At 64.1% G+C, this 22,116-nt stretch carries 17 protein-coding genes; 12 read left to right on the top strand and 5 right to left on the bottom strand.

Annotated elements, in window-relative coordinates; genetic code table 11:
- Window positions 1–138: 138 nt before the first annotated feature.
- Window positions 139–2,931, bottom strand: a complete 2,793-nt coding sequence (gene glnE / locus PQR54_RS04185; protein ID WP_408244187.1) for a bifunctional [glutamate--ammonia ligase]-adenylyl-L-tyrosine phosphorylase/[glutamate--ammonia-ligase] adenylyltransferase — start codon at window positions 2,929–2,931, stop codon at window positions 139–141.
- Window positions 2,932–3,117: 186 nt separating this feature from the next.
- Here glnE and PQR54_RS04180 point away from each other — a divergent pair, with 186 nt between their 5' ends.
- The 6 genes from PQR54_RS04180 (at window position 3,118) to PQR54_RS04155 (ending at window position 12,201) form a co-directional block, all read left to right on the top strand.
- Entirely contained in the window at window positions 3,118–7,305 is a 4,188-nt protein-coding gene (locus PQR54_RS04180) for a YhdP family protein (protein WP_408244186.1), read from the top strand.
- A gap of 128 nt (window positions 7,306–7,433) precedes the next feature.
- Entirely contained in the window at window positions 7,434–8,285 is an 852-nt protein-coding gene (locus PQR54_RS04175; protein WP_106284499.1) for a carbon-nitrogen hydrolase family protein, read from the top strand.
- Window positions 8,286–8,393: 108 nt separating this feature from the next.
- Window positions 8,394–9,860 (top strand): metalloprotease TldD, encoded by a 1,467-nt coding sequence (gene tldD / locus PQR54_RS04170; RefSeq protein ID WP_106284500.1) that lies wholly within the window; start codon window positions 8,394–8,396, stop codon window positions 9,858–9,860.
- Window positions 9,861–10,238: 378 nt separating this feature from the next.
- Entirely contained in the window at window positions 10,239–11,312 is a 1,074-nt protein-coding gene (aroG, locus tag PQR54_RS04165) for a 3-deoxy-7-phosphoheptulonate synthase AroG (protein WP_012431785.1), read from the top strand.
- A 189-nt stretch (window positions 11,313–11,501) separates the two neighbouring features.
- Window positions 11,502–11,849 carry a type II toxin-antitoxin system RelE/ParE family toxin gene (locus tag PQR54_RS04160; RefSeq protein WP_408244185.1) on the top strand — a complete coding sequence of 116 codons (348 nt, stop codon included), beginning with the start codon at window positions 11,502–11,504 and terminating at the stop codon, window positions 11,847–11,849.
- Window positions 11,850–11,868: 19 nt separating this feature from the next.
- Window positions 11,869–12,201 (top strand): helix-turn-helix domain-containing protein, encoded by a 333-nt coding sequence (locus tag PQR54_RS04155; protein ID WP_012431783.1) that lies wholly within the window; start codon window positions 11,869–11,871, stop codon window positions 12,199–12,201.
- Window positions 12,202–12,276: 75 nt separating this feature from the next.
- Here PQR54_RS04155 and PQR54_RS04150 read toward each other — a convergent pair whose 3' ends face one another.
- Complete coding sequence (locus PQR54_RS04150) at window positions 12,277–12,831, bottom strand: cob(I)yrinic acid a,c-diamide adenosyltransferase (RefSeq protein WP_012431782.1); 555 nt, start codon at window positions 12,829–12,831, stop codon at window positions 12,277–12,279.
- 216 nt (window positions 12,832–13,047) lie between these two features.
- On the opposite strand from PQR54_RS04150, the gene PQR54_RS04145 reads away from it, so the two are divergent.
- The 6 genes from PQR54_RS04145 (at window position 13,048) to proC (ending at window position 20,122) form a co-directional block, all read left to right on the top strand.
- Complete coding sequence (locus PQR54_RS04145) at window positions 13,048–14,463, top strand: FAD-linked oxidase C-terminal domain-containing protein (RefSeq protein WP_408244184.1); 1,416 nt, start codon at window positions 13,048–13,050, stop codon at window positions 14,461–14,463.
- A gap of 71 nt (window positions 14,464–14,534) precedes the next feature.
- Window positions 14,535–16,028, top strand: a complete 1,494-nt coding sequence (locus PQR54_RS04140) for an FAD-linked oxidase C-terminal domain-containing protein (protein ID WP_408244183.1) — start codon at window positions 14,535–14,537, stop codon at window positions 16,026–16,028.
- A gap of 150 nt (window positions 16,029–16,178) precedes the next feature.
- Window positions 16,179–17,267 (top strand): glycolate oxidase subunit GlcE, encoded by a 1,089-nt coding sequence (glcE, locus tag PQR54_RS04135; protein WP_408244182.1) that lies wholly within the window; start codon window positions 16,179–16,181, stop codon window positions 17,265–17,267.
- Window positions 17,268–17,275: 8 nt separating this feature from the next.
- Window positions 17,276–18,502 carry a glycolate oxidase subunit GlcF gene (gene glcF, locus PQR54_RS04130; RefSeq protein ID WP_408244181.1) on the top strand — a complete coding sequence of 409 codons (1,227 nt, stop codon included), beginning with the start codon at window positions 17,276–17,278 and terminating at the stop codon, window positions 18,500–18,502.
- A gap of 37 nt (window positions 18,503–18,539) precedes the next feature.
- Window positions 18,540–19,238: a YggS family pyridoxal phosphate-dependent enzyme gene (locus PQR54_RS04125; protein ID WP_012431777.1), complete on the top strand. Its 699-nt coding sequence runs from the start codon at window positions 18,540–18,542 to the stop codon at window positions 19,236–19,238.
- Between the two features lie 68 nt (window positions 19,239–19,306).
- Complete coding sequence (proC, locus tag PQR54_RS04120; protein ID WP_408244180.1) at window positions 19,307–20,122, top strand: pyrroline-5-carboxylate reductase; 816 nt, start codon at window positions 19,307–19,309, stop codon at window positions 20,120–20,122.
- 58 nt (window positions 20,123–20,180) lie between these two features.
- Here the strand turns inward: proC and ubiA are convergent, their stop codons facing one another.
- The 3 genes from ubiA to PQR54_RS04105 all read right to left on the bottom strand — a co-directional run bounded on the left by ubiA (window position 20,181) and on the right by PQR54_RS04105 (window position 22,071).
- Complete coding sequence (gene ubiA, locus PQR54_RS04115; protein ID WP_408244179.1) at window positions 20,181–21,044, bottom strand: 4-hydroxybenzoate octaprenyltransferase; 864 nt, start codon at window positions 21,042–21,044, stop codon at window positions 20,181–20,183.
- A gap of 220 nt (window positions 21,045–21,264) precedes the next feature.
- Window positions 21,265–21,762, bottom strand: coding sequence for a Dps family protein (locus PQR54_RS04110; RefSeq protein WP_132376013.1), 498 nt, complete (start codon window positions 21,760–21,762; stop codon window positions 21,265–21,267).
- Window positions 21,763–21,915: 153 nt separating this feature from the next.
- The gene (locus PQR54_RS04105; RefSeq protein WP_408244178.1) at window positions 21,916–22,071 is read right to left on the bottom strand and encodes a hypothetical protein; all 156 of its coding nucleotides are present in this window, start codon (window positions 22,069–22,071) and stop codon (window positions 21,916–21,918) included.
- Window positions 22,072–22,116: the final 45 nt, after the last annotated feature.

Raw genomic sequence — 22,116 nt, 5'->3', positions numbered from 1 at the left:
GCACCGCCGCGCCTGACCTTGACCTAGCCACCCTTCAAGCCGCGTCGGAGAGCGAACGCCACGAGTTCGCTCACTCCGCCGTTCAATGCACCGACCTACCCAACCCGCTCGCGCAACCTGCGAGCATCCGGTCAACCCTCACCCAAACACGCGCTTCCACAGCGCGAGCACCGCTTCCCGCTCCTTAGCCACCAGCGCCGGCTCGACCCGCGCCTTCTCCATCCCATCCAGCCGCAACTGGTGCTGCAACTTGCGATACGTGCGATACGCCGCGCCCACCGTCTCCGCTTCCTCCTCGCTCATCAGGCCGAAGCGCGACACTTCCCGCAGCAACGCGATGTTGCCGGTATTGCGGATCAGTTCGGGATCGCTCGCCGCGTGCAACAACACCCAGTACTGCACGGTGAATTCGATATCCACCATGCCGCCGCTATCGTGCTTCAGGTCGAACAGCGCCGTATGGTTCGGATGCCCGGCTTCGACGCGCGCGCGCATCTCGACGATCTCCTTCATGAGCGGCGCCGCTTCGCGCGGCGTAGTCAGCACCTGTTCGCGGATGGCCTCGAACTTCGCGCCGATCTCGGCATCGCCCGCGCAGTAACGCGCGCGGCTCAATGCCTGGTGCTCCCAGACCCATGCCGTATTGGCCGCGTCGCCCTCGCGCAACTGGTAACGGCGGAACGCGTCCAGATCGGTGACGAGCAGGCCCGATTCGCCGTTCGGCCGCAGACGCAAGTCGACGTCGAACAGGGTGCCGGCGCCGGTCGCGGTCGTCAGCCAGGTGATCAGGCGGCGCGTGTACGTGGCGTAGACGTCGGCTGCGGCATCGTCGGGGTCGTCGTAGAGGAAGATCACGTCGAGGTCGGACGCGTAACCCAGTTCCTTGCCGCCCAGCTTGCCGTACGCGATCACCGCGAAACGCGGCACGTCGCGATGGCGTTTCGGCAACTGGTTCCAGACGGCCTGGAGCGTGACGTCTAGCACGGCGTCGGCGAGTTCGGACAGCCGGTCGCTCACATGTTCCACGCTCAGCTTGCCGGCCAGATCGATCAGCAAAATGCGAAACACTTCCGCCTGGTGGGCGTGGCGCAGCAGATCCATTTGCTGCTCGACGCCGTCCGCCGAAGCAAGACGCAGGCGCAGCGTGCGCTTGAACTCGGGCCAGTCGAACGGACTGTTGATCGCTTCATCGTCCAGCAATTCGTCCAGCAACTGCGGATGACGGATCAGATAGCCCGCCGCCCAACGCGAACCGCCGAGCACTGACAGCACACGATGCAGCGCTTGCGGATATTCGGTCAGCAGCGCCAGGTACGCGCCGCGCCGGCTCACCGCTTCGAGCAGGTCGAAGAAGCGCGCTACCGTATCGCCGCGGCGCTCCGCAGGTTCCAACGTGCGGGCGGCTTCGAGCGCCCGTTGCGCGACGATGTCGAAACGTTGCCGGCTGCGCTCGGCCAGCCCCGCATAACGCGACGACTGCCAGATCGCGCGCAGTCGCGCGACCAGTTCGCCCGGCTCCGCCACGCCGAGTTCGACGAGGCGCGACTGCAGGGCTTCGTCGGCGCTGTCGTCGGCGAGCGCGCTGCTCCAGACCCATGCGGCGGCGCCGTCTTCGGGTGCGCCACAGCCGTCGCGGCCGTTCACTTTGTCAGCGAAAATCTGGTCGAACTGCTGTTCGACGAATTCGCGATGGGCATCGAGCTTGGCCATCAGCGCGGCGTAGTCGTCGCAGCCCATCGCGTGGGCGAGCGCCGAACGGTCCTCCGGATCGACCGGCATCGCATGGGTCTGCGCATCGTTACGGTATTGCAGACGGTGCTCGAGTTCGCGCAGAAAGCGATACGCCTGCGAGAGCTTCACGCAGACCGACGTGTCGAGCAGCCCATGCGTGGCCGCGTGACGCAGCACCGCAAGCGTCGGCCGCACGCGGAAGCCCGCGTCCTGGCCGCCACGGATCAACTGGAACACCTGCGCGCTGAATTCGATTTCGCGGATGCCGCCCCGCCCGAGCTTGATGTCGTCGGCCTTGTCGGGCCGCATCGACGCGCGCCGCTGCGCCTCCTGGCGAATCTGCAGATGCAGCGCGCGAATCGCGCTGATCACGCCGAAGTCGAGATAGCGGCGATAGACGAACGGCGTGACGATCGCATCGAGCTGCTTCTGCAGCCGCTGCGCCGCATCGCTCGCGCCTTCGGACACGAGGCGCCCCTTGATCCACGCATAGCGCTCCCACTCGCGGCCTTGCACGTAGAAATACTCTTCGAGCATGCCGAGACTGCACACGAGCGGCCCCGAGTCGCCGTTCGGCCGCAGCCGCATATCGACACGGAACACGTAGCCGTCGCCGGTCACTTCGGCGAGCGCGCCGATCAGGCGCTTGCCGAGGCGCGTGAAAAAGTCCTGCGTGGCGATCGGCGAGCGCTGGCCGCCCGAGGTCTCGCCGTCCTCTTCATAAATGAAGATCAAGTCGATATCCGACGACACGTTCAGCTCTCGCCCGCCAAGCTTGCCCATGCCCACCACGCCCAGCGCGAGCCGTTCGCCTTGCGGCCCGCGCGGCTCGCCGTACAACGTTTCGAGTTCCGCCGACAGGACGGCGAGCGCGCGCTGGATCGTCGTCTCCGCAAGGTCGGTCATCGCGCCGGTGACTTCGGCAACATCCGCCTCGCCCGCCAGATCACGCTCCATCACGGCGCAAAAGACCTCGGTGCGCAATTGGCGCAAGGCCCGTTTGAGTGCATCTTCGTTCAATGGCGCGTCGGCTGCGCCGGCCGCCTCGGCGCACAAAGCGTCGAAACGGGCGTCGATACGCTCGCGCGTCAGCGGCCCGGACGCGAGCGCCGCCACCCGCGCCACGAGTTGCGGACGCGCAGCCGCAGCGCGCGCCGCGTAGTGTGAATAGTTGGAACTCAGTAGAGTGGCGTCAGTCATCAAGGGTCTGGCTCGCTCGTTGCTTGATCAGCGTGGTTCAGTTCGCAGTAGCACAGGGGTCAGGCCGCCTCCCGAAAGTCTCGAGACGGCATGCAGACAGGGTTTGCAGGAGGTCCGTCTACGCTTTCCCGTGTGTTACATTTCGTCGTTAATTCGCAAAACTACCATACGCCCACCCGCCGCAGCATGTCCGAGCGAAACGAATCCGCCGACCCGCACGAAACCGTGCAGATCCGGCCTGTGAGCGGAAGCGACCACATCGTGCTGCGTCGGATCCTGCACGTGGTCCTCGCCGTCGCGCTCGTCCTGTACTTCATTGCGATGGGTCTGTTTCTCGGCTTGCGCTACGTAGTGCTGCCGCGCGTGGACTCATTCCGGCCGCGCATCGAAGCCGCCATTTCGGAGAAGCTGCACGCGCAGTTCACGATCGGCAAACTGGCGCCGCATTGGAGCAGCTTCCAGCCGGGTCTGGACGTCACCAACCTGGTGATCCGCGATCACGACGGCAAAGCCGCGCTGACGATCCCGCACGCCACCGCCACGCTCTCGTGGCGCTCGCTCTGGCAATTTCATCCCGCGCTCTCCAGTCTGATCGTCGATCAGCCGGACGTGCTGGTGTCGCGCAGCAGCGACGGCGTGCTCTCGGTGGCGGGCGTGCCGGTGCCGACTCGTCACAGCGGCAACGACACGTTATCCACCTGGCTGCTGCGCCAGCAGGCGATCGTGGTGCGCGGCGGCGCGCTGCGTTGGCGCGATGCGCAGCATGACGCACCGGAACTGGCGCTGCGCGATATTCGTATCGCGATTCTCAACGACGGCTACGATCATCGCCTCGCACTGCAGGCGCCCCCCGACGGCCAGGTGCTGCACGGCCCGCTCGATTTCCGCACCCACTTCAAACACGCGCCGCTCTCCGCGATCGGCAAGCCGATCAATTGGACCGGCCAGGTGTACGTCTCGACCGGCCCGGTCGATCTCCCGACGCTCGCGCGCTACGTCAATTTCCCGATCGAGACGTTTGCCGGGCGTATCGACAACGCCATCTGGATCGACTTCACCGAGGGCCGCATGAAGTCGGCCGGCGGGCAATTGGCCGGCACCGACGTCGCCCTGCGGGTGCGTCCGACCCAGCCGAAGCTGCTCGTGCCAGTCGCCAATTTCTCGTGGCGCCTCGAAGCCGAAGAGGCCGACTACAAACTGCAACTGACCAATCTGCGCGCCGAACTCGGCCAGCCGCCGCTCGACGACGGCACGCCGCTCACCCGTACGCTCGCGTTCACCACGCTCAATGGCCGCTACCGGACCGCCTCGCAGCAACACGGACAACTCGTCAGCGTGAGCGGCGATCGTGTCGATCTGGGCATCCTCGCCGAATTCAGCCGCGCGTTGCCGCTGCCGCGACGCCTGCTGAACAATCTCGTACGCTTCAATCCACGCGGTCTGGTCGCCAACTATGTGATCGAAGTCGAGCGCGGCAAGCCGGAATCCGGCGAGGCAGGCAGCGACCGTTACCCGAGCGGCGCCGAACCGATCGAACATTATCGTTTCAAGGGCGATCTGCAGGGCATCAGCGTCGCCGCCCAGGAACCGCCGCCGGGGCTCACGCCGCTGAACCACCCGCGCGCGGGCATTCCCGGCATCGAGAATCTCTGGGGCAACGTGGATGCCGACGAGACCCGCGGTACCGCTCTGCTCGACACCTCCAATGTCGCCATCACGCTGCCGGGCGTGTTCGACGATCCGCGCCTGAAGCTCGACTATCTGCATGGCCGCGCCGACTGGACCATCACGCCGAAGAAACCGGGCGAAAACCGCCCTGCCTTCACCGTGAAGCTGGCCGATTTCAGCGTCTCGAACGCCGACGTCGCGGCCACCGCCTCCGCCGACTACAGCAACCCCGGCCACGGACGCGGCTCGCTCGATCTGAAAGCCGACTTCCAGCGCGCGCAGGTCACGCGCATCGTCCGTTATCTGCCGACCAGCATCAGCGAGAAGCTGCGCATCTATCTCGGCCACGGCTTGCAGGCCGGCATGTCGCACGGCGCGACCATCGAAATTCACGGCGATCTGACCAAGTTCCCCTACTCGCGCGATCCCAGCGCCGGGCTGTTCCATATCGTTGCGCCGTTCAAGGGCGGCAAGTTCGATCCGACGCCCTTCCCGCCGCGCAAGATGAGGAATGGCACGCCGAACGTGTGGCCGGCGCTCGACGGCATCGACGGCGTGTTCGAGCTCAAGCAGAACGTGCTGCGCTTCGACGTCGACCGGGCGCATTACAAGCAGGTCGCGCTCATGGGCGTCAGTGGCAGGATCGACGATCTCGGCACCAAGGCGTCGAGCCTCGTGATCAAGGGCGATGGCCACGGGCCGCTCGCCGACATGCTCGACTACGTGAACGCCAGTTCGCTCGGCATCATGGCGAAGCACGAAACCGAGAAGGTGCACGCCGAAGGGCCCGCGTCGCTCGCGCTGCAGCTCACGGTGCCGCGTACGCCGAAGCCGCACATCGCCGTGGAAGGCGCGGTCGGCTTCCAGAACAACCGCTTGAGCGTCGACAATGTGCCGCCGCTGTCGCAACTCAAGGGCAAGGTGCATTTCACCGAGCACACGGCGCAGGTGGACCGGCTCTCCGGACAATTCCTCGGCGGCGACGTGCACGCGAACGGCGGCCTGAAGCAGGACGGCACTTATGCGCTCGACCTCGGCGGCCATATCGCTGTCGATGCGGCGCGCGGTCTGAACCTGCACGGCCCGGCCGCGCAGGTGCTGACGCGCATGAGCGGCAGCGCGCCCTACGCGCTCAACGTGCGTGGCGCCAAGGGACGGCTGCCCGAAGTGAAAGCGAACTCCGATCTGACTGGCCTCGCGCTCGACTTTCCCGCACCGTTCAACAAGCCGGTCGGCACGCCGATGCCGCTGCGTTTCGCCGTCAGCCCGGCAGCCACGCCGGGCGAAGCGGGACTGCAGCGCGCCGATCTCACCTTCGGCCCAGTCGCCGCTACCTATCTGCTGCGCTATCAGCCGAAAACGGCGCCGACAGTCGTGCGCGGCGCGGTCGGCGTGAACAAGCCCGCCGACCTGCCGTCCGAAGGCGTGATCGCCGCCGTCGACCTGGACACATTCGACGCGGACGCGTGGCGCGCGCTGATCACGCAGATGCGCAGCAAAGAAGCGCCCGCCCCCGCCGCGGCGACGCCGGTCACGCCGAACCCGACCGTGACACAATTCCTGCCGAGCCGCTTCGCGCTGCACGTCGGCACGCTGACGCTGCTCAAGCGCCACTGGGACAGCGTGATCGTCGGCGCTTCCCATACGGACCGCACATGGCAGGCGAACATCGCTTCGAACCAGGTGTCGGGTCACGTGTCGTGGCTGCCGGGCGCGACGAAAGAATCGCCGGGCACGCTGCAGGCGCGCTTTGCCCGCGTGGTGATTCCGTCAGCCACCGACAAAGACCTGATCGGCCAGGCGATGTCGGCGCCGGCGCAGAACATGCCGTCCATCGATCTGGTGGTCAACGAGTTGATCGTGCGCGACCGCAACGTCGGCCGTCTCGAAGTCGATGCGCACAACTTCGACGAAAACGGCGTGCCGGTGTGGCAACTCGACAAGCTCGACATCACCAACCCCGCCGCCACGCTGACTGCCACCGCGAACTGGCGCACCTCGACCGGCGTCGGCAACAGCGCTGACGAAGCCACGCGCCGCACCGTGTTCGATTTCAAGCTCGATATCAAAGACGCCGGCGCCCTGCTGGAACGATTTGGCCAGCCGCGCACGATCAAGGCCGGCAGTGGTTCGTTGTCGGGCAAGGTGGTGTGGCAGGGCGGCCCGACCAGGATCGACTATCCGACGCTAAACGGCAACCTCGCCGTCGATCTGCGTCACGGCCAGATTCTCAAGGTCGACCCCGGCGTCGCCAAGCTGCTGGGCGTGCTCAGCCTGCAAAGCCTCGCGCGCTTCGCGACGCTGAATTTCCGCGACGTGATCGGCGAAGGCTTGCCGTTTGAACGCGTCACCGGCACCGCGCAGATTCACAACGGCATTGGCCGCACCGAGAACTTCGAAATGGTGACCGCGCCGGCGCGCGCCGAGATGAAAGGCTCGGTCGATCTTGCTCAGGAGACTCAGGATCTGCACGTCCAGGTCGTGCCGACGGTCAGCGCCGGGGCCGCCGTGATCGCCGCGACGGTGATCAATCCGCTGCTCGGACTCGGCGCGCTGGTGGCCGATGTCGCCTTCAGCCAGACCGTCTCGCACGCGTTCGCACGGGACTATGCCATCACCGGTTCGTGGTCGAAACCGCACGTCGAGCGGGTGAGGAGCGATCGCGGTAAGATGGACGCTCCGGCTTCGACCGTGGAAGCGAACTGAGCCTGTATCCGGCCCTTTGTCTGGTCGACAGGCGCCGTGGCGCACCAGCCGCCCTAGCCAGCCTTGAACGACGTACGCGGCGCCAGCGGTTCGCGCCGCCGCCTTGCCGGGAGTTTTTCGAAACGCTCATGAGCGAAACACACGTCTCTTCAACCGTCTCCAGCGGTTCTCTGGAAAGCGCCTTCCGGGTCGCCGCGCTGCAAATGGTGAGCACACCGGATCGCGAGCGCAATCTGGCCGAGGCCGGGCGCCTGATCGCCGAAGCCGCCGCCGACGGCGCGCAACTCGTCCTGCTGCCTGAATACTTCTGCTTCATGGGCTTCAAGGACACGGACAAGCTTGCCGTGCGCGAACCCTATCAGGACGGTCCGATCCAGCGCTTTCTCGCCGACGCCGCGCGTCGCCACCAGGTCTGGGTGATCGGCGGCACGCTGCCGTTGATGTCGCCCGAAGCCTCGCGCGTGCTGAACACCACGCTGGTGTTCGACCCGCAAGGCAACGAGGCTGCGCGCTACGACAAGATCCATCTGTTCAACTTCGAAAAGGGCGAGGAATCGTTCGACGAGGCGCGCACCATCTGCCCCGGCGGCGAGGTCCGCACCTTCGAGGCGCCGTTCGGCCGCGTCGGTCTGTCGGTCTGCTACGATCTGCGCTTTCCGGAGCTGTACCGGCGCATGGGCGACTGCGCGCTGATCGTGGTGCCGTCGGCGTTCACTTACACGACCGGCCGCGCGCATTGGGAAATGCTGCTGCGCGCCCGGGCGGTCGAAAACCAGTGTTACGTGCTGGCCGCGGCGCAAGGCGGCAAACATGAAAACGGCCGCCGCACGTGGGGCCACAGCATGCTGATCGACCCGTGGGGCGAAATCGTCGCGGTGCGCGACGAAGGCGCAGGCGTGGTCGCCGGCAATCTCGAGCGTGCCCGCATCGACGAAGTGCGACAGAGTCTGCCCGCCTGGCGTCATCGTGTGCTCAGTTGATCAACCCTATCCCATTCGCGTGACATTGAAACTGCGGCGCTTCCCTCTCATATAGAGTGTGACTGAAGCGCTAACCGAATCCTTCGTATCGAGCAGAACATACTTCGCATGAACATCATCGAACCCGGTATCCGTAATCTCGCCACCGCCAAGGACATCCTCCTGACGCCCTACGGTCTCGACGAAGCCCTGCTCACCCGCACGCTCGCCGAAATCTTCACGCACAAGATCGACTACGCCGACCTGTACTTCCAGTACACGCGCAGCGAAGCGTGGAGTCTCGAAGAAGGGATCGTGAAATCGGGCAGCTTCAGCATCGACCAGGGCGTCGGCGTGCGCGCCGTGTCGGGCGACCGCACGGCGTTCGCCTATTCGGACGACCTGTCGCCCGAAGCGATTCGCCAGGCGGCCATCGCCACGCGCGCCATCGGCAAGGCTGGCGGCGGCAAGCAGAAGATCAAGGTGGCGTCGTCGCTGACCGGCATTGCGGGACGCGATCTGTACCTGCCGGCCGATCCGCTGCATTCGCTCGACGCAACCGCGAAGGTCAAGCTGCTCGAGCGCATCGAAAAGATGGCGCGCGGTCGCGATCCGCGTATCCAGCAAGTCATGGCCGGCCTCGCCGGTGAATACGACGTGGTGCTGGTCGCGCGCAGCGACGGCGGCTTCGCGGCCGATATTCGTCCGCTGGTGCGCGTGTCGGTCACCGTGATCGCCGAGCAGAACGGCCGCCGCGAAATCGGCAGCGGCGGCGGCGGTGGCCGCTTCGACTACGGCTATTTCACCGACGACATACTGTCGGGCTATGTCGACGACGCCGTGCACGCCGCGCTGGTCAACCTCGACGCTCGTCCGGCACCGGCCGGCGCAATGACCGTCGTGCTTGGACCGGGCTGGCCCGGCGTGCTGCTGCACGAAGCGATCGGCCACGGTCTTGAAGGCGACTTCAACCGCAAGGGTTCGTCGGCGTTCGCGGGGCGCATTGGCGAGCAGGTCGCGGCCAAGGGCGTCACCGTGGTGGATGACGGCACGCTGCCGAATCGCCGCGGCTCGCTCAATATCGACGACGAAGGCAATCCGACCCAGTGCACCACGCTGATCGAAGACGGCATTCTGAAGGGCTACATCCAGGACACGCTGAACGCGCGTCTGATGAAGATGCCCGTCACGGGCAATGCGCGCCGTGAGTCGTACGCGGCGTTGCCGATGCCGCGCATGACCAACACGTACATGCTCAATGGCGACAAGGATCCGCAGGAAATCCTCGCTTCCGTGAAGAACGGTTTGTATGCGGTGAACTTCGGCGGCGGCCAGGTCGATATCACCAACGGCAAGTTCGTGTTCTCGGCCTCCGAGGCGTACATGATCGAAAACGGCAAGGTCACGTATCCGGTGAAGGGCGCGACGCTGATCGGCAGCGGCCCGGAATCGCTGAAATACGTGACCATGATCGGCAACGACATGAAGCTCGATTCGGGCGTCGGCGTGTGCGGCAAGGAAGGCCAGAGCGTGCCGGTGGGCGTCGGCCAACCTACGCTGCGCATTGAAAAGATGACGGTTGGCGGAACGGCCTGATTTCGCAATAAACGCATACTTCGTGCATACATTGCGCGAAGCATGCGGATTTTCCGCATTTTTACACCCCACAGCTTGCAAGCGCCGCCTGCCCGGGTTATAAAGTCACTCACCCTTTTTGACCTGCGACCTCATTCGTCATGTCCGCCAAGTTTTATTTTTACTTTTTTTGGCATCTCAGACCGCTGGCGGATCGAGAGGGGTGTTAGTGCACGCAGGACACCAAGAATTCCCGAAAAACCGCCAGCCAGTCTGGCGGTTTTTTTTCGCCTCATGCCTTTGAAACCTTACTTTTGATGATCGTCCGCTCTGGCATTGCTGCTTCATCGCAAACCTGATTGCCCGCGCGAACACGCTACGAACCGATTGGAGAACAACATGCCCCCGCACAACACCGACGATGTCCGCATCCGCGAATTGAAAGAACTCACGCCGCCGGCTCACCTGATCCGTGAATTCGCTTGCGACGAAACGGTGTCCGACGTGATCTACAACTCGCGCACCGCGATGCATCGCATTCTGCATGGCATGGAAGACCGGCTGATCGTGATCATCGGACCTTGCTCGATTCACGACACGAAGGCAGCGATGGAATACGCGGGGCGTCTGATCGAGCAGCGCAAGCGCTTCGCCGGCGAACTCGAAATCGTGATGCGTGTGTACTTCGAAAAGCCGCGCACTACCGTGGGCTGGAAGGGTCTCATCAACGACCCGCACATGGACAACAGCTTCAAGATCAACGACGGCCTGCGCACTGCGCGCGAACTGCTGTTGCGTATCAACGAACTCGGCCTGCCGGCCGGCACCGAATACCTCGACATGATCAGCCCGCAGTACATCGCCGATCTGATCTCGTGGGGCGCGATCGGCGCGCGCACCACCGAATCGCAAGTGCATCGCGAACTGGCTTCGGGCCTGTCGTGCCCGGTCGGCTTCAAGAACGGCACGGACGGCAACGTCAAGATCGCCGTCGACGCAATCAAGGCCGCTTCGCAGCCGCACCATTTCCTGTCGGTCACCAAGGGCGGCCACTCGGCGATTGTCTCGACCGCGGGCAATGAGGACTGCCACATCATCCTGCGCGGCGGCAAGACACCAAACTACGACGCGGACAGCGTCAATGCCGCGTGCGCGGACATCGGCAAGGCGGGTCTCGCCGCGCGTCTGATGATCGACGCGAGCCACGCGAACAGCTCGAAGAAGCACGAGAATCAGATTCCGGTGTGCGCGGATATCGGCCGCCAGATTGCTTCGGGCGACGAACGGATTGTCGGCGTGATGGTGGAATCGCATCTGGTGGCGGGCCGCCAGGATCTGCAGGAAGGCTGCGCGCTGACGTACGGCCAGAGCATCACCGACGCGTGCATCGGTTGGGATGAAAGCGTCGCCGTGCTAGAAGGTCTCGCCGACGCAGTCAAGCAACGCCGTGTGGCACGCGGTAGCGGCAACTAAAAAACCACGCTGATTGCAGTGGTGGTGCACGGGAAACCCGGCTCGATGGATGAGCCGGGTTTTTTGTTAGCCGAACGGACGAATGGTGCTCCTCTGATTGCCTCTGTACCGTAACAACTCATGGCCGGGTCGAATACGACTTGACCGAGGTGAATGTTGCGTATAATATTTTGTACATGAAAGGTGATTATGGAGCAGGAAAAAGAAATTCGCTGGCTAGGCTCCAGCTATCACGATTTACTCGCTTTTCCCGAAGAAATGCGCCGTCGAGCGGGGTTTGAACTCGGCAAGATTCAGGCAGGCCTCGACCCGGACGACTGGAAGCCGTTTGACTCGATCGGCCCTGGAACCCGCGAGATTCGCCTCAAGGAGGCAGACGGCATTTTTCGCGTCATGTACGTGACCAAGTTCGTAGAGGCGTTGTACGTGCTGCATTGCTTCCAGAAGAAAACGCAGAAGCTGGGTCCGCTTGACAGGAAGATTGCGGAAACGCGGTATCGCGCCATCGGGCTGCACCATCGGCCGCACCACCACTAACAATAGGAAAACTTAACAAATGACGACCGACACCAAAATTCGTCACGTAACCAGGCCGGGCGCCAATCTGTTCCTCGAACTCGGCTTTTCCGCCGAAGAGGCGAAACGCCTGCACGCCGCGTCGCAAAAGCAAATCAACGACACGCGGCTGCTCAAGGAGCAGCTCATGACGGAACTGTCCACGTGGATCGAGCAGCATCATCTGAAGCAGGCCGAGGCAGCCGAGATTCTGATGGTGTCGCGCCCGCGCGTGTCCGACGTGGTCAACAAGAAGACGACCAAGTTCACCATCGATACCTTGGTGGAAATGATGAGCCGGATCGGCAAGCCGGTCACGCTGGCAGTCGGCTAACGTACCGGGCTCGTCAATGGGCGTAACGCTGCATGCGTCATCACCCGGTCATACGCTTATTGCCACGGCAGGTCTTTAGCCAGCATTGCGCTCGTGTTGCCACAGCACGTCGGTGCCACCGTCCGCACGATTGAGCACGCGCGCGAGCACGAACAGCAGATCGGACAGCCGGTTCACATACTGGCGGGGCGCGGCGTTGATGGTCTCGTGCTCACCCAACGCAACAATCGCCCGTTCGGCACGGCGGCACACGGTGCGACACACATGCGCGAGCGAGGCCGCGCGCGAGCCACCGGGCAGAATGAACTCCTTCAGCGGCGGTAGAGCCGCGTTGTAGTCGGCAAGCCAGTCGTCGAGTTGAGCGAGTTGCCGGTCGGTAATCATCGTGTGGCCGGGAATGCATAGCTCGCCGCCAAGGTCGAACAGATCATGCTGGATCGCTACAAGCGCTACCCGCACCTTGTCCGGCAAAGTTTCACACAGCAGCACACCGAGGTTCGAGTTGAGTTCGTCCACGTCGCCGATCGCGGCTATGCGCGCACTGTCTTTGCGCACACGGCTACCGTCGCCGAGACCAGTAGTGCCGTCGTCGCCCGTGCGGGTGGCGATCTTGCTCAAGCGGTTGCCCATAGCGTCTCCCTTGTATTCAGTGACGATGCGCCGCGCCACCGCCCGGCATTGATCCGAAGCGGCTCATCAGGCACCGCGTTTATCCATATTGCGCGCATCGTGAAGTCGCAGCCATTATAGAAGCGCTGGCCGGCCGCAACGCCGGCCCACGGGCGATCGGCGTAAAATGAAACACATGCTGCAAACCAGCACCGCCCCAAATACCAGGAGACATGCGTGAACCATCCCGTGCCGCCGGCCCCGCTGCGCCGACCGTTTCCCGCCGAGTTGCTAAACGCGCTCAAAACCGCCTTCGCCGATCGCGTGTCCGTATCCGAAGCCGTGCGCACCCATCATGGCCGCGACGAATCGCCGTTCGACCCGCAACTGCCTGATGCCGTCGTGTTCGCGCGCACGACTGAAGACGTGCAAACCATCGTCAGACTGTGCGGCCAGTACAACGTGCCGATCATCCCTTACGGCAACGGGTCGTCGCTTGAAGGGCACCTGCTCGCCGTGCAAGGCGGCGTCTCGATCGACTTGTCGGCAATGAACCGGGTGTTGTCGATCAACGCCGAAGACCTGACGGTCACCGTCGAGCCCGGCATCTCACGCAAACAGTTGAACGAGGCATTGCGCGACACAGGTCTATTCTTCCCGATCGACCCGGGCGCGGACGCGAGCATCGGCGGCATGTCGGCCACGCGTGCCTCCGGCACCAACGCCGTGCGCTACGGCACGATGCGCGAGAACGTGCTCGGACTGACCGTGGTGCTGGCCGACGGCCGCGTGATCAAAACCGGTACGCGCGCTCGCAAATCGTCCGCGGGTTACGACCTCACGCGCATGTTCGTCGGCTCGGAAGGCACGCTCGGCGTGATCACGGAAATCACCGTGCGCCTTTATCCGCAACCCGAAGCGGTATCCGCCGCGGTGTGCGCGTTCCCGTCCATGGGCGCTGCGGTTCGCGCGGTGATTGAAACGATTCAGATGGGTGTGCCGATTGCGCGCGTCGAGTTCGTCGATTCGCTCGCCATCCGCTCGATCAATCGCCACTCGAATCTGACGCTGCGTGAAGCGCCCACGCTGTTCTTCGAATTCCACGGCACCGAGGCCGGCGTGAAGGAGCAGGCCGAACTGGTTCAGGAGATCGCCGCGCAGAATGCCGGCGAAGGCTTCGAATGGGCGACCCGTCCCGAGGATCGCAGCCGTCTGTGGAACGCGCGCCACAACGCCTATTTCGCCATGCTGCAACTGAAGCCCGGCTGCCGCGCGGTCACGACCGACGTCTGCGTGCCGATCTCGCGCCTCGCGGAATGCGTGGAGGAAACGGAACAGGATCTGAAAGCGTCGCCGCTGCCCTGCCCGATCGTCGGCCATGTGGGCGACGGCAACTTCCACGTCGCGATCCTGATCGATCCCAACAAGCCGGAAGAGCTCGTCGAAGCCGAACGTCTGAACCATCGCATCGTGCAACGCGCGCTGCGCATGGACGGCACCTGCACGGGCGAGCATGGCGTCGGCCTGCACAAGATGGGCTTCCTGCTCGAAGAGCACGGTGAAGTCGCGGTCGACACCATGCGCTCTATTAAACACGCACTCGATCCGCACAATCTGATGAACCCGGGCAAGATCTTCACCTGGGCAGCATGACGCGTATTCAGGCGCGGCAGCGCTAGAAAGCCAGCCGCGTTGGACTTGAAGGGCACGAGGAGACAAGTCACATGAACGCACCCGCTGAACTGACGGCCGAAGTACTCGCCCAGCGCCAGCGCGAAGTCGTGCAGGCGTTGATGGCCGTATTGCCGACCCATTGTTTGCTGTTTCGCGAAGAAGACACCGTCGCCTACGAATGCGACGGCCTCGCGGCCTACCGGCGTCTGCCGCTTGCGGTCGCGTTGCCGGAGACGGAATCGCAGGTGCAGCGTATCGTGCAGATCTGCCACCGCCTCGACGTGCCGATCGTGCCGCGCGGCGCGGGCACCGGTCTGTCCGGCGGCGCCATGCCGATTCGTCACGGCGTGGTGGTGTCGCTCGCGCGTTTTCGCAAGATCGTCGAAGTGGATTCATACGCGCGGACCGCCACCGTGCAACCAGGTGTGCGCAATCTGTCGATCTCTGAAGCCGCCGCACCTTACGGTTTGTATTACGCGCCGGACCCGTCGTCGCAGATCGCCTGCACGATCGGCGGCAATGTCTCGGAGAATTCCGGCGGCGTCCACTGCCTCAAATACGGTCTCACGGTGCATAACGTGTTGCGCGTGCGCGCCGTCACCATGGAAGGCGACATCGTGGAATTCGGCTCGCTCGCCCCCGACGCGCCCGGCCTCGATTTGCTGGCCGTGCTGATCGGCAGCGAAGGCATGTTCGCGATCGTCACCGAAGTCACCGTCAAGCTGATCCCGAAGCCGCAAACGGCGCAGGTCATCATGGCCAGTTTCGACGACGTCGTGAAAGGCGGCGACGCGGTCGCCGGCATCATTGCGGCGGGCATCATCCCGGCCGGTCTGGAGATGATGGACAAGCCGGCCACGCGCGCGGTCGAGGAATTCGTCCACGCGGGCTACGATCTCGACGCGGCGGCGATCCTGCTGTGCGAATCGGACGGCACGCCCGAAGAAGTCGCGGATGAAATCGTGCGCATGACCGCTGTACTTCGCGAACAGGGCGCCACCCGCATCCAGATTTCCCGCTCGGAGAGCGAACGGTTGCGCTTCTGGTCAGGACGTAAGAACGCTTTCCCGGCCGCCGGGCGCATTTCACCCGACTACTACTGCATGGACGGCACGGTGCCACGCCGCAGCATCGGACCGCTGCTGGCGCGCATCGAGGCGATGGAGAAGACCTACAACCTGCGCTGCATCAACGTCTTCCACGCGGGAGACGGCAACATGCATCCGCTGATCCTGTTCAACGGCAATGACCTGGACGAGTGGCACCGGGCCGAGGCGTTTGGTTCCGATATCCTCGAAACGTGTGTCGAACTGGGCGGCACGGTGACGGGCGAGCACGGCGTCGGCATCGAGAAGATCAATTCGATGTGCGTGCAGTTTTCGCCGGAAGAACGCGATACGTTCCACGCGGTCAAGCGAGCTTTCGACGCGCCCGGCCTGCTCAACCCCGACAAAGGCATCCCAACGCGAGCGCGTTGCGCCGAGTACGGCAAGATGCATGTGCGCGGCGGCTTGCTGCCGCATCCGGAACTGCCGCGGTTCTAACGCTGTACTGCTCCGCCCACGCATCGCGCATAGCCTGCGTGGGCGCCGTTTTTCCTGCTCTCACCCTGATTACCCGATGCGGGTCCGCTCCTGGTTGCCAGCCAGCCCCCGCCCGGTACAATCAAACGAAACACAACGAAGCAGGACACCATGGAAGAGGACGACATCGTCGCCGTGTGGTCGGAGCGTGTGCGTTCGGCCAGCGCCGAGGGGCGCGCGTTGCGCATCCGTGGCGGCGGCACCAAAGACTGGTACGGTCAGACGCTGGAAGGTGACATCCTCGACACGCGCTCTTATCGCGGCATCATTGCGTACGACCCGGCGGAACTCGTCATCACCGCGCGCGCGGGCACGCCCCTGCTGGAGATCGAGGCCGCGCTCGCTGACCATCATCAGATGCTCGCCTTCGAGCCGCCGCACTTCGGGCCGCAGGCTACCTTCGGCGGCTGCATCGCGGCGGGCATTGCCGGTCCGCGCCGCCCGTCGGCCGGCGCGGCGCGCGACTTCGTGCTGGGCGCCGTGATCATGAACGGCCAGGGCCAGAAGCTGCATTTCGGCGGCCAGGTGGTGAAGAACGTCGCCGGCTATGACGTCTCACGCCTGATGGCCGGCTCGCTCGGCACACTCGGACTGATCCTCGAACTGTCGATCAAGGTGCTGCCGCTGCCGCAGGCCGAAGCCACGCTCAAATTCGACATGAACGGCACCGACGCGGTCCGTAAGCTCAACGAATGGGGCGGCCGGCCGTTGCCGATTACCGCGAGTGCGTGGCGTCATGGCACGCTGGTCGTGCGCCTTGCCGGCGCCGAAGCCGCGGTCAAGTCGGCGAAGATGGCGCTCGGCGGCGAAGTGGTAGATGCGGTCGAGGCCGAACGCTTCTGGGCCGGCCTGCGCGAACAGACCGACTCGTTCTTCGCCGCCATTCCGCCGCGGGCCGCGCTGTGGCGCCTTGCGCTGCCTTCAATTACCGAGCCGTTGCAACTGCCCGGCGCGCAACTGATGGAATGGGGCGGCGGCCAGCGCTGGTGGATCACCGACACCGACGCGCAGACCGTGCGCATCAGTGCCAAGCAGGCCGGCGGCCACGCCACGATCTTCCGCACCGGCCACGGCTACGACCGCGGTGCCGGCGTGTTCACCCCGCTTCCCGCGCCGCTGATGAAAATCCATCGCGGCCTGAAAACCGCTTTCGACCCGGCCCGCATCTTCAATCGCGGCCGTCTCTACCCCGACTTCTGAGCGACGCGATGCAAACCAACCTCGCGGACTTCATTCGCAACACGCCCGATGGCGACGAAGCCGACGGCATCCTGCGCAATTGCGTGCATTGCGGATTCTGCACGGCCACCTGCCCGACCTATCAGATACTCGGCGACGAACTCGACGGCCCACGCGGACGGATCTATCTGATCAAGCAGATGGTCGAAGGCGCGCCGGTCACGCGCAGCACCCAGGTCCACCTCGACCGCTGCCTGACCTGCCGCAATTGCGAATCGACGTGCCCATCCGGCGTGCAATACGGCCGGCTGGTGGAAATCGGCCGCAAGCTCACCGAAGAGAAAGTCACACGTCCGCTCGGTCAACGGCTGATGCGCAGGATGCTCGCGAGCTTCGTGCCGAACAGCGCGCTGTTCACGCCGACCATGCGGATCGGCCAGCATTTTCGTCCGTTGCTGCCCAAGAAGTTGCGCGACAAAGTGCCCGCGCGGCAGCGTCCGCTCGAATGGCCGACGGCGAAACATCCGCGCAAGATGCTGATGCTCGCGGGTTGCGTGCAACCGTCGATGATGCCGAACGTGAACATCGCCACGGCGCGCGTATTCGACGCGCTCGGCGTGGAAACGCTGGTCGCGCCGGACGCCGGCTGCTGCGGCGCGATCCGTCTGCATCTGGGCTACAACGACGACGCGCTCGACGACCTGCGCGCCAACATCGACGCATGGTGGCCGTACATCGAACAAGGCGTGGAGGCGATCGTGATGAACGCGTCCGGCTGCGGCGCGACAGTCAAGGAATACGCGCACCTCTTGCGCCACGATCCGGCGTATGCGGAAAAGGCGCGCCGCGTGGTGGAATTGACGCGCGACGTCGCGGAGATCCTGCCGGAGTTCGAAGAAGCTTTGGTCTCGGTCACGCGCCGCCGCTCGGTTCACACGGTGGCGTTTCATCCGCCCTGCACGTTGCAGCATGGCCAGCAGATTCGCGGCAAGGTCGAGCATCTGCTGACCGCGCTGGGCGTCGAAGTGCGTCTGCCCGCCGACAGTCATCTGTGCTGCGGCTCGGCCGGCACCTACTCGCTGACGCAGCCCAAGCTCTCGTACGCGCTGCGCGATCAGAAGCTCGATCGGCTGCAGGCGCAGGAGCCGCAGGTGATCGTGTCGGCGAACGTCGGCTGCATTGCGCATCTGCAAAGCGGCACGTCGACCCCGGTCGCGCATTGGATCGAACTGGTCGAACACATGCTGTCCGTATAATCGGGTAATCGACTTTCGCTGGACTTCCGGTTCCGACATGCCCGATCTGATTCACAACCTCGAGGCGGTGCAGCAGCGCATCGCCATGGCCGCCCACGTGGCCGGACGCGATACGCGCTCGGTCCATCTGCTCGCGGTCTCCAAGACCTTCCCCGCCGAAGACGTGCGCGCCGCCTACGCCGCCGGCCAGCGCGCGTTCGGTGAAAACTATGTGCAGGAAGCGCTCACCAAGATCGAGGCGCTCGCCGATCTGCGCGCCACGCTCGAATGGCACTTCATCGGTCCGTTGCAATCGAACAAGACGCGGCCGGTCGCCGAGCAGTTCGACTGGGTGCACTCGGTCGACCGGTTGAAGATCGCGCAGCGGCTCTCGGAGCAGCGTCCCGACAATTTGCCGCCGCTCAATGTGTGCTTGCAAGTCAACATCAGCGGCGAGGCGTCGAAGAGCGGCGTGAGCATTCCCGAGGCGGTGGAAGTCGCGCAAGCGATCGCCGCGCTGCCGAAGCTGAATTTGCGCGGCCTGATGGCGATTCCCGAGCCGGCCGGCGGCATCGACGAACAACGCGTGCCGCACCGGCACTTGCGCGAGTTGTTCGAGCGTCTGTGCAACGACGGGCTCGAACTCGACACGCTGTCGATGGGCATGTCGAGCGATCTCGAGGCCGCCGTGCTGGAAGGCGCGACGATCGTGCGCGTGGGCACCGCGATTTTCGGCGCGCGAGATTACTCCAACTGATTTCAGCGGGCCTTTGCAAACTGCTCAGGCCCGCTCCCCATTCTTCACTGCACTCCCTTCGGAACATCATGAAAATTGCTTTTATCGGCGGTGGCAACATGGCCGCTGCGTTGATCGGCGGTCTCATCAAGCGTGGCGTCGCACCCGCTGACCTCTACGCAATCGATCCCAACGAAGACGCGCGCAAGCGCAATGAGCAGCAATTCGGCATCAAGACGGGCGCCGCCGCGGATGCCGCGCTCGCCGCCTACGACGCCGTCGTGCTGGCAGTGAAACCGCAGATCCTGAAGAGCGTCGCCGAGACGGTGGCGCCGCATCTGAATGCGTCGCAACTGGCCGTGAGTATCGTTGCCGGCATTCGCATGGGCGACATGTCGCGCTGGCTGAATGGTCACAACCGTATCGTGCGTGTCATGCCGAATACGCCGGCGCTGATCGGCATGGGCGTGACAGGACTGGTGGCGACCAGCAGCGTCGACGAAGCGGGCCGCGCGCTCGCGTCGAAAGTGCTGGGCGCGGTCGGCGAAACGGTCTGGTTCGACGACGAAGCGAAGATCGACGCCGTGACCGCGATCTCAGGAAGCGGGCCGGCCTACGTGTTCTATTTCATCGAAGCCTTACAGGAAGCCGCGCGCCAACTCGGCATGGATGAAGCGCAAGGCCGCGCATTGGCAGTGGCGACCTTCACCGGCGCGGCGCAACTGGCGGCCAATTCCGACGAACCGCCGAGCGTGTTGCGCGAACGTGTGACGTCCAAAGGCGGCACCACGGCGGCGGCTTTGGCATCGTTCGACGCGAGCGGCATCAAGGATGCGATCGTGCGTGGTGCGCTTGCCGCGGATGCCCGCGCGAAGGAAATGGGCGACGAGTTCGGCAAGCAGTGAGTGTGTTCGGCGGCGGCTCAAGAGAAACGCAAACCCGGCAACAACCCGCGCAGAAAAACTAAAACGAGCCCGCCGCGTAATGCACGGCGATGCCGACAAACAGCGCGCCGCCCAGCCAGTTGTTATGCCGGAACGCTGCGAAGCACGCCATCCGTTCGCGGTTGCGAATCAGCGTGTAGTGATAGATCGCGCAGCCCGCGGCCGCCGCCCATCCCAGCCAGTACAGCACGCCGAAGCCGAGCAGCACGCCGATACCGACGTAAATCCCCAACGTCGCCGCGTAGCAGAGCATGATCGCGGCCACGTCGAAGCGGCCGAATGTCAGCGCCGACGTGCGGATGCCGATCTTGATGTCGTCGTCACGATCGACCATCGCGTATTCGGTGTCGTACGCGACCGACCAGAACACATTGGCCATTAGCATCACCCACGCGAGCAGCGGCACGTGGCCCTGAATCGCGGCAAACGCCATCGGAATGCCGAAGCCGAACGCGATCCCCAAATACGCCTGCGGAATCGCAAAAAACCGCTTGGTGAACGGATACGAACCGGCGACGAAAAGCGCCGCCACGGACAGTTCCTTGGTCAGCGTATTCAGCGGCAGAATCAGCAGAAACGCCAGCAACGACAACGCAGCCGCCAGCGCCACCGCTTCCCACGCCTTGATCTTGCCCGACGTGATCGGACGATTCTCCGTGCGCTTCACATAGCGATCGAAGTCGCGATCCGCGTAGTCGTTGATCGCGCAACCCGCCGAGCGCATCAGCACCGTGCCCACCGAGAAAATCACCAGCAGCGGCCATGTCGGATGACCGTCGGAAGCGATCCACAGCGCGTTGAGCGTCGGCCACAGCAGCAGCAGGCTGCCGATCGGCTTGTCCATGCGCACGAGGCGCAGATACAGGGGAAGTCGGGCGAACATGGGCGGAGTCGGTGAAAGTGCGAAGACGGTGCGGCTATTTTACGGGATGCGGACGATGGGCCGCTTCCGGACTCGCCGGGCTGACAAAGCCCGCGCCGCAAAAACAAAGCCTCCCGTGCAGGGAGGCTTTGTTGGTGTCGCACTCAGCTTCAACTTCAACTTCAGCTTCAACGACAACTTCAACGCCAGCGCCGAAAGGAGGCGCCTTGCGCGCAGATACTCAAGCCAGCATCGAACGCAGCATCCACGCGGTCTTTTCGTGCGTTTGCATGCGTTGCGTCAGCAGGTCGGCGGTCGGCTCGTCGTTGGCGGCTTCCGTCGACGGGAAAATCGCGCGTGCGGTACGCACCACGGCTTCCTGACCTTCCACCAGCTGGCGGATCATTTCTTCCGCGGCCGGCACGCCGTCCGCTTCCGGAATCGACGACAGCTTCGCGAAATCCTTGTAGCTGCCCGGCGCATGCACGCCCAGCGCGCGAATGCGTTCAGCGATCGAATCGACCGCCAGCGCCAGCTCGTTGTATTGCGTTTCGAACATGAGGTGCAGCGTATTGAACATCGGACCCGTCACGTTCCAGTGGAAGTTGTGGGTCTTCAAATACAGCGTGTAGGTGTCGGCGAGCAGGCGCGACAGACCTTCTGCAATCTTCTTCCGATCCTTGTCGCTGATCCCGATATTGACGTGCTGCACGGCTGCTGCGGCTTCTTTTTTGGCCATGATGACTCCTTTAAAGAGTGATACGAACCGGTCGGCAAAGTGACGGTCTGCGGATAGCAAACTCGACAGCTCGAACGCTCGACAGTTTAGCCTGGAAAACTGCTGCGTTCGTATGACGCGTGGCCACTTGCCGCATCACGGCGGCGGCCTGAATCAGCCGCCGAGCGCGTGTTGCAGCGCCTGCGCGACGATCACCGCGACTCCGCTGGCGAAGATCGCAAAGCCCATCGCCCTGCGCGCCATCAATGCGTGCGCTTGCGCGTTGTTTGCTGACGCGCCGCCCAATGTGGCCATCATCATCTGCATCATGATCGTGCTCCTTCGGTTCGTATCGGTACTAGCGGGACGCAAATA

This window comes from Paraburkholderia phytofirmans (genome assembly GCF_046028095.1).
Classification (GTDB): Bacteria; Pseudomonadota; Gammaproteobacteria; order Burkholderiales; family Burkholderiaceae; genus Paraburkholderia; species Paraburkholderia phytofirmans_A.
The sequence above is the reverse complement of the archived record's forward strand: the minus strand, read 5'-3'. Positions and strand labels throughout refer to the sequence as shown.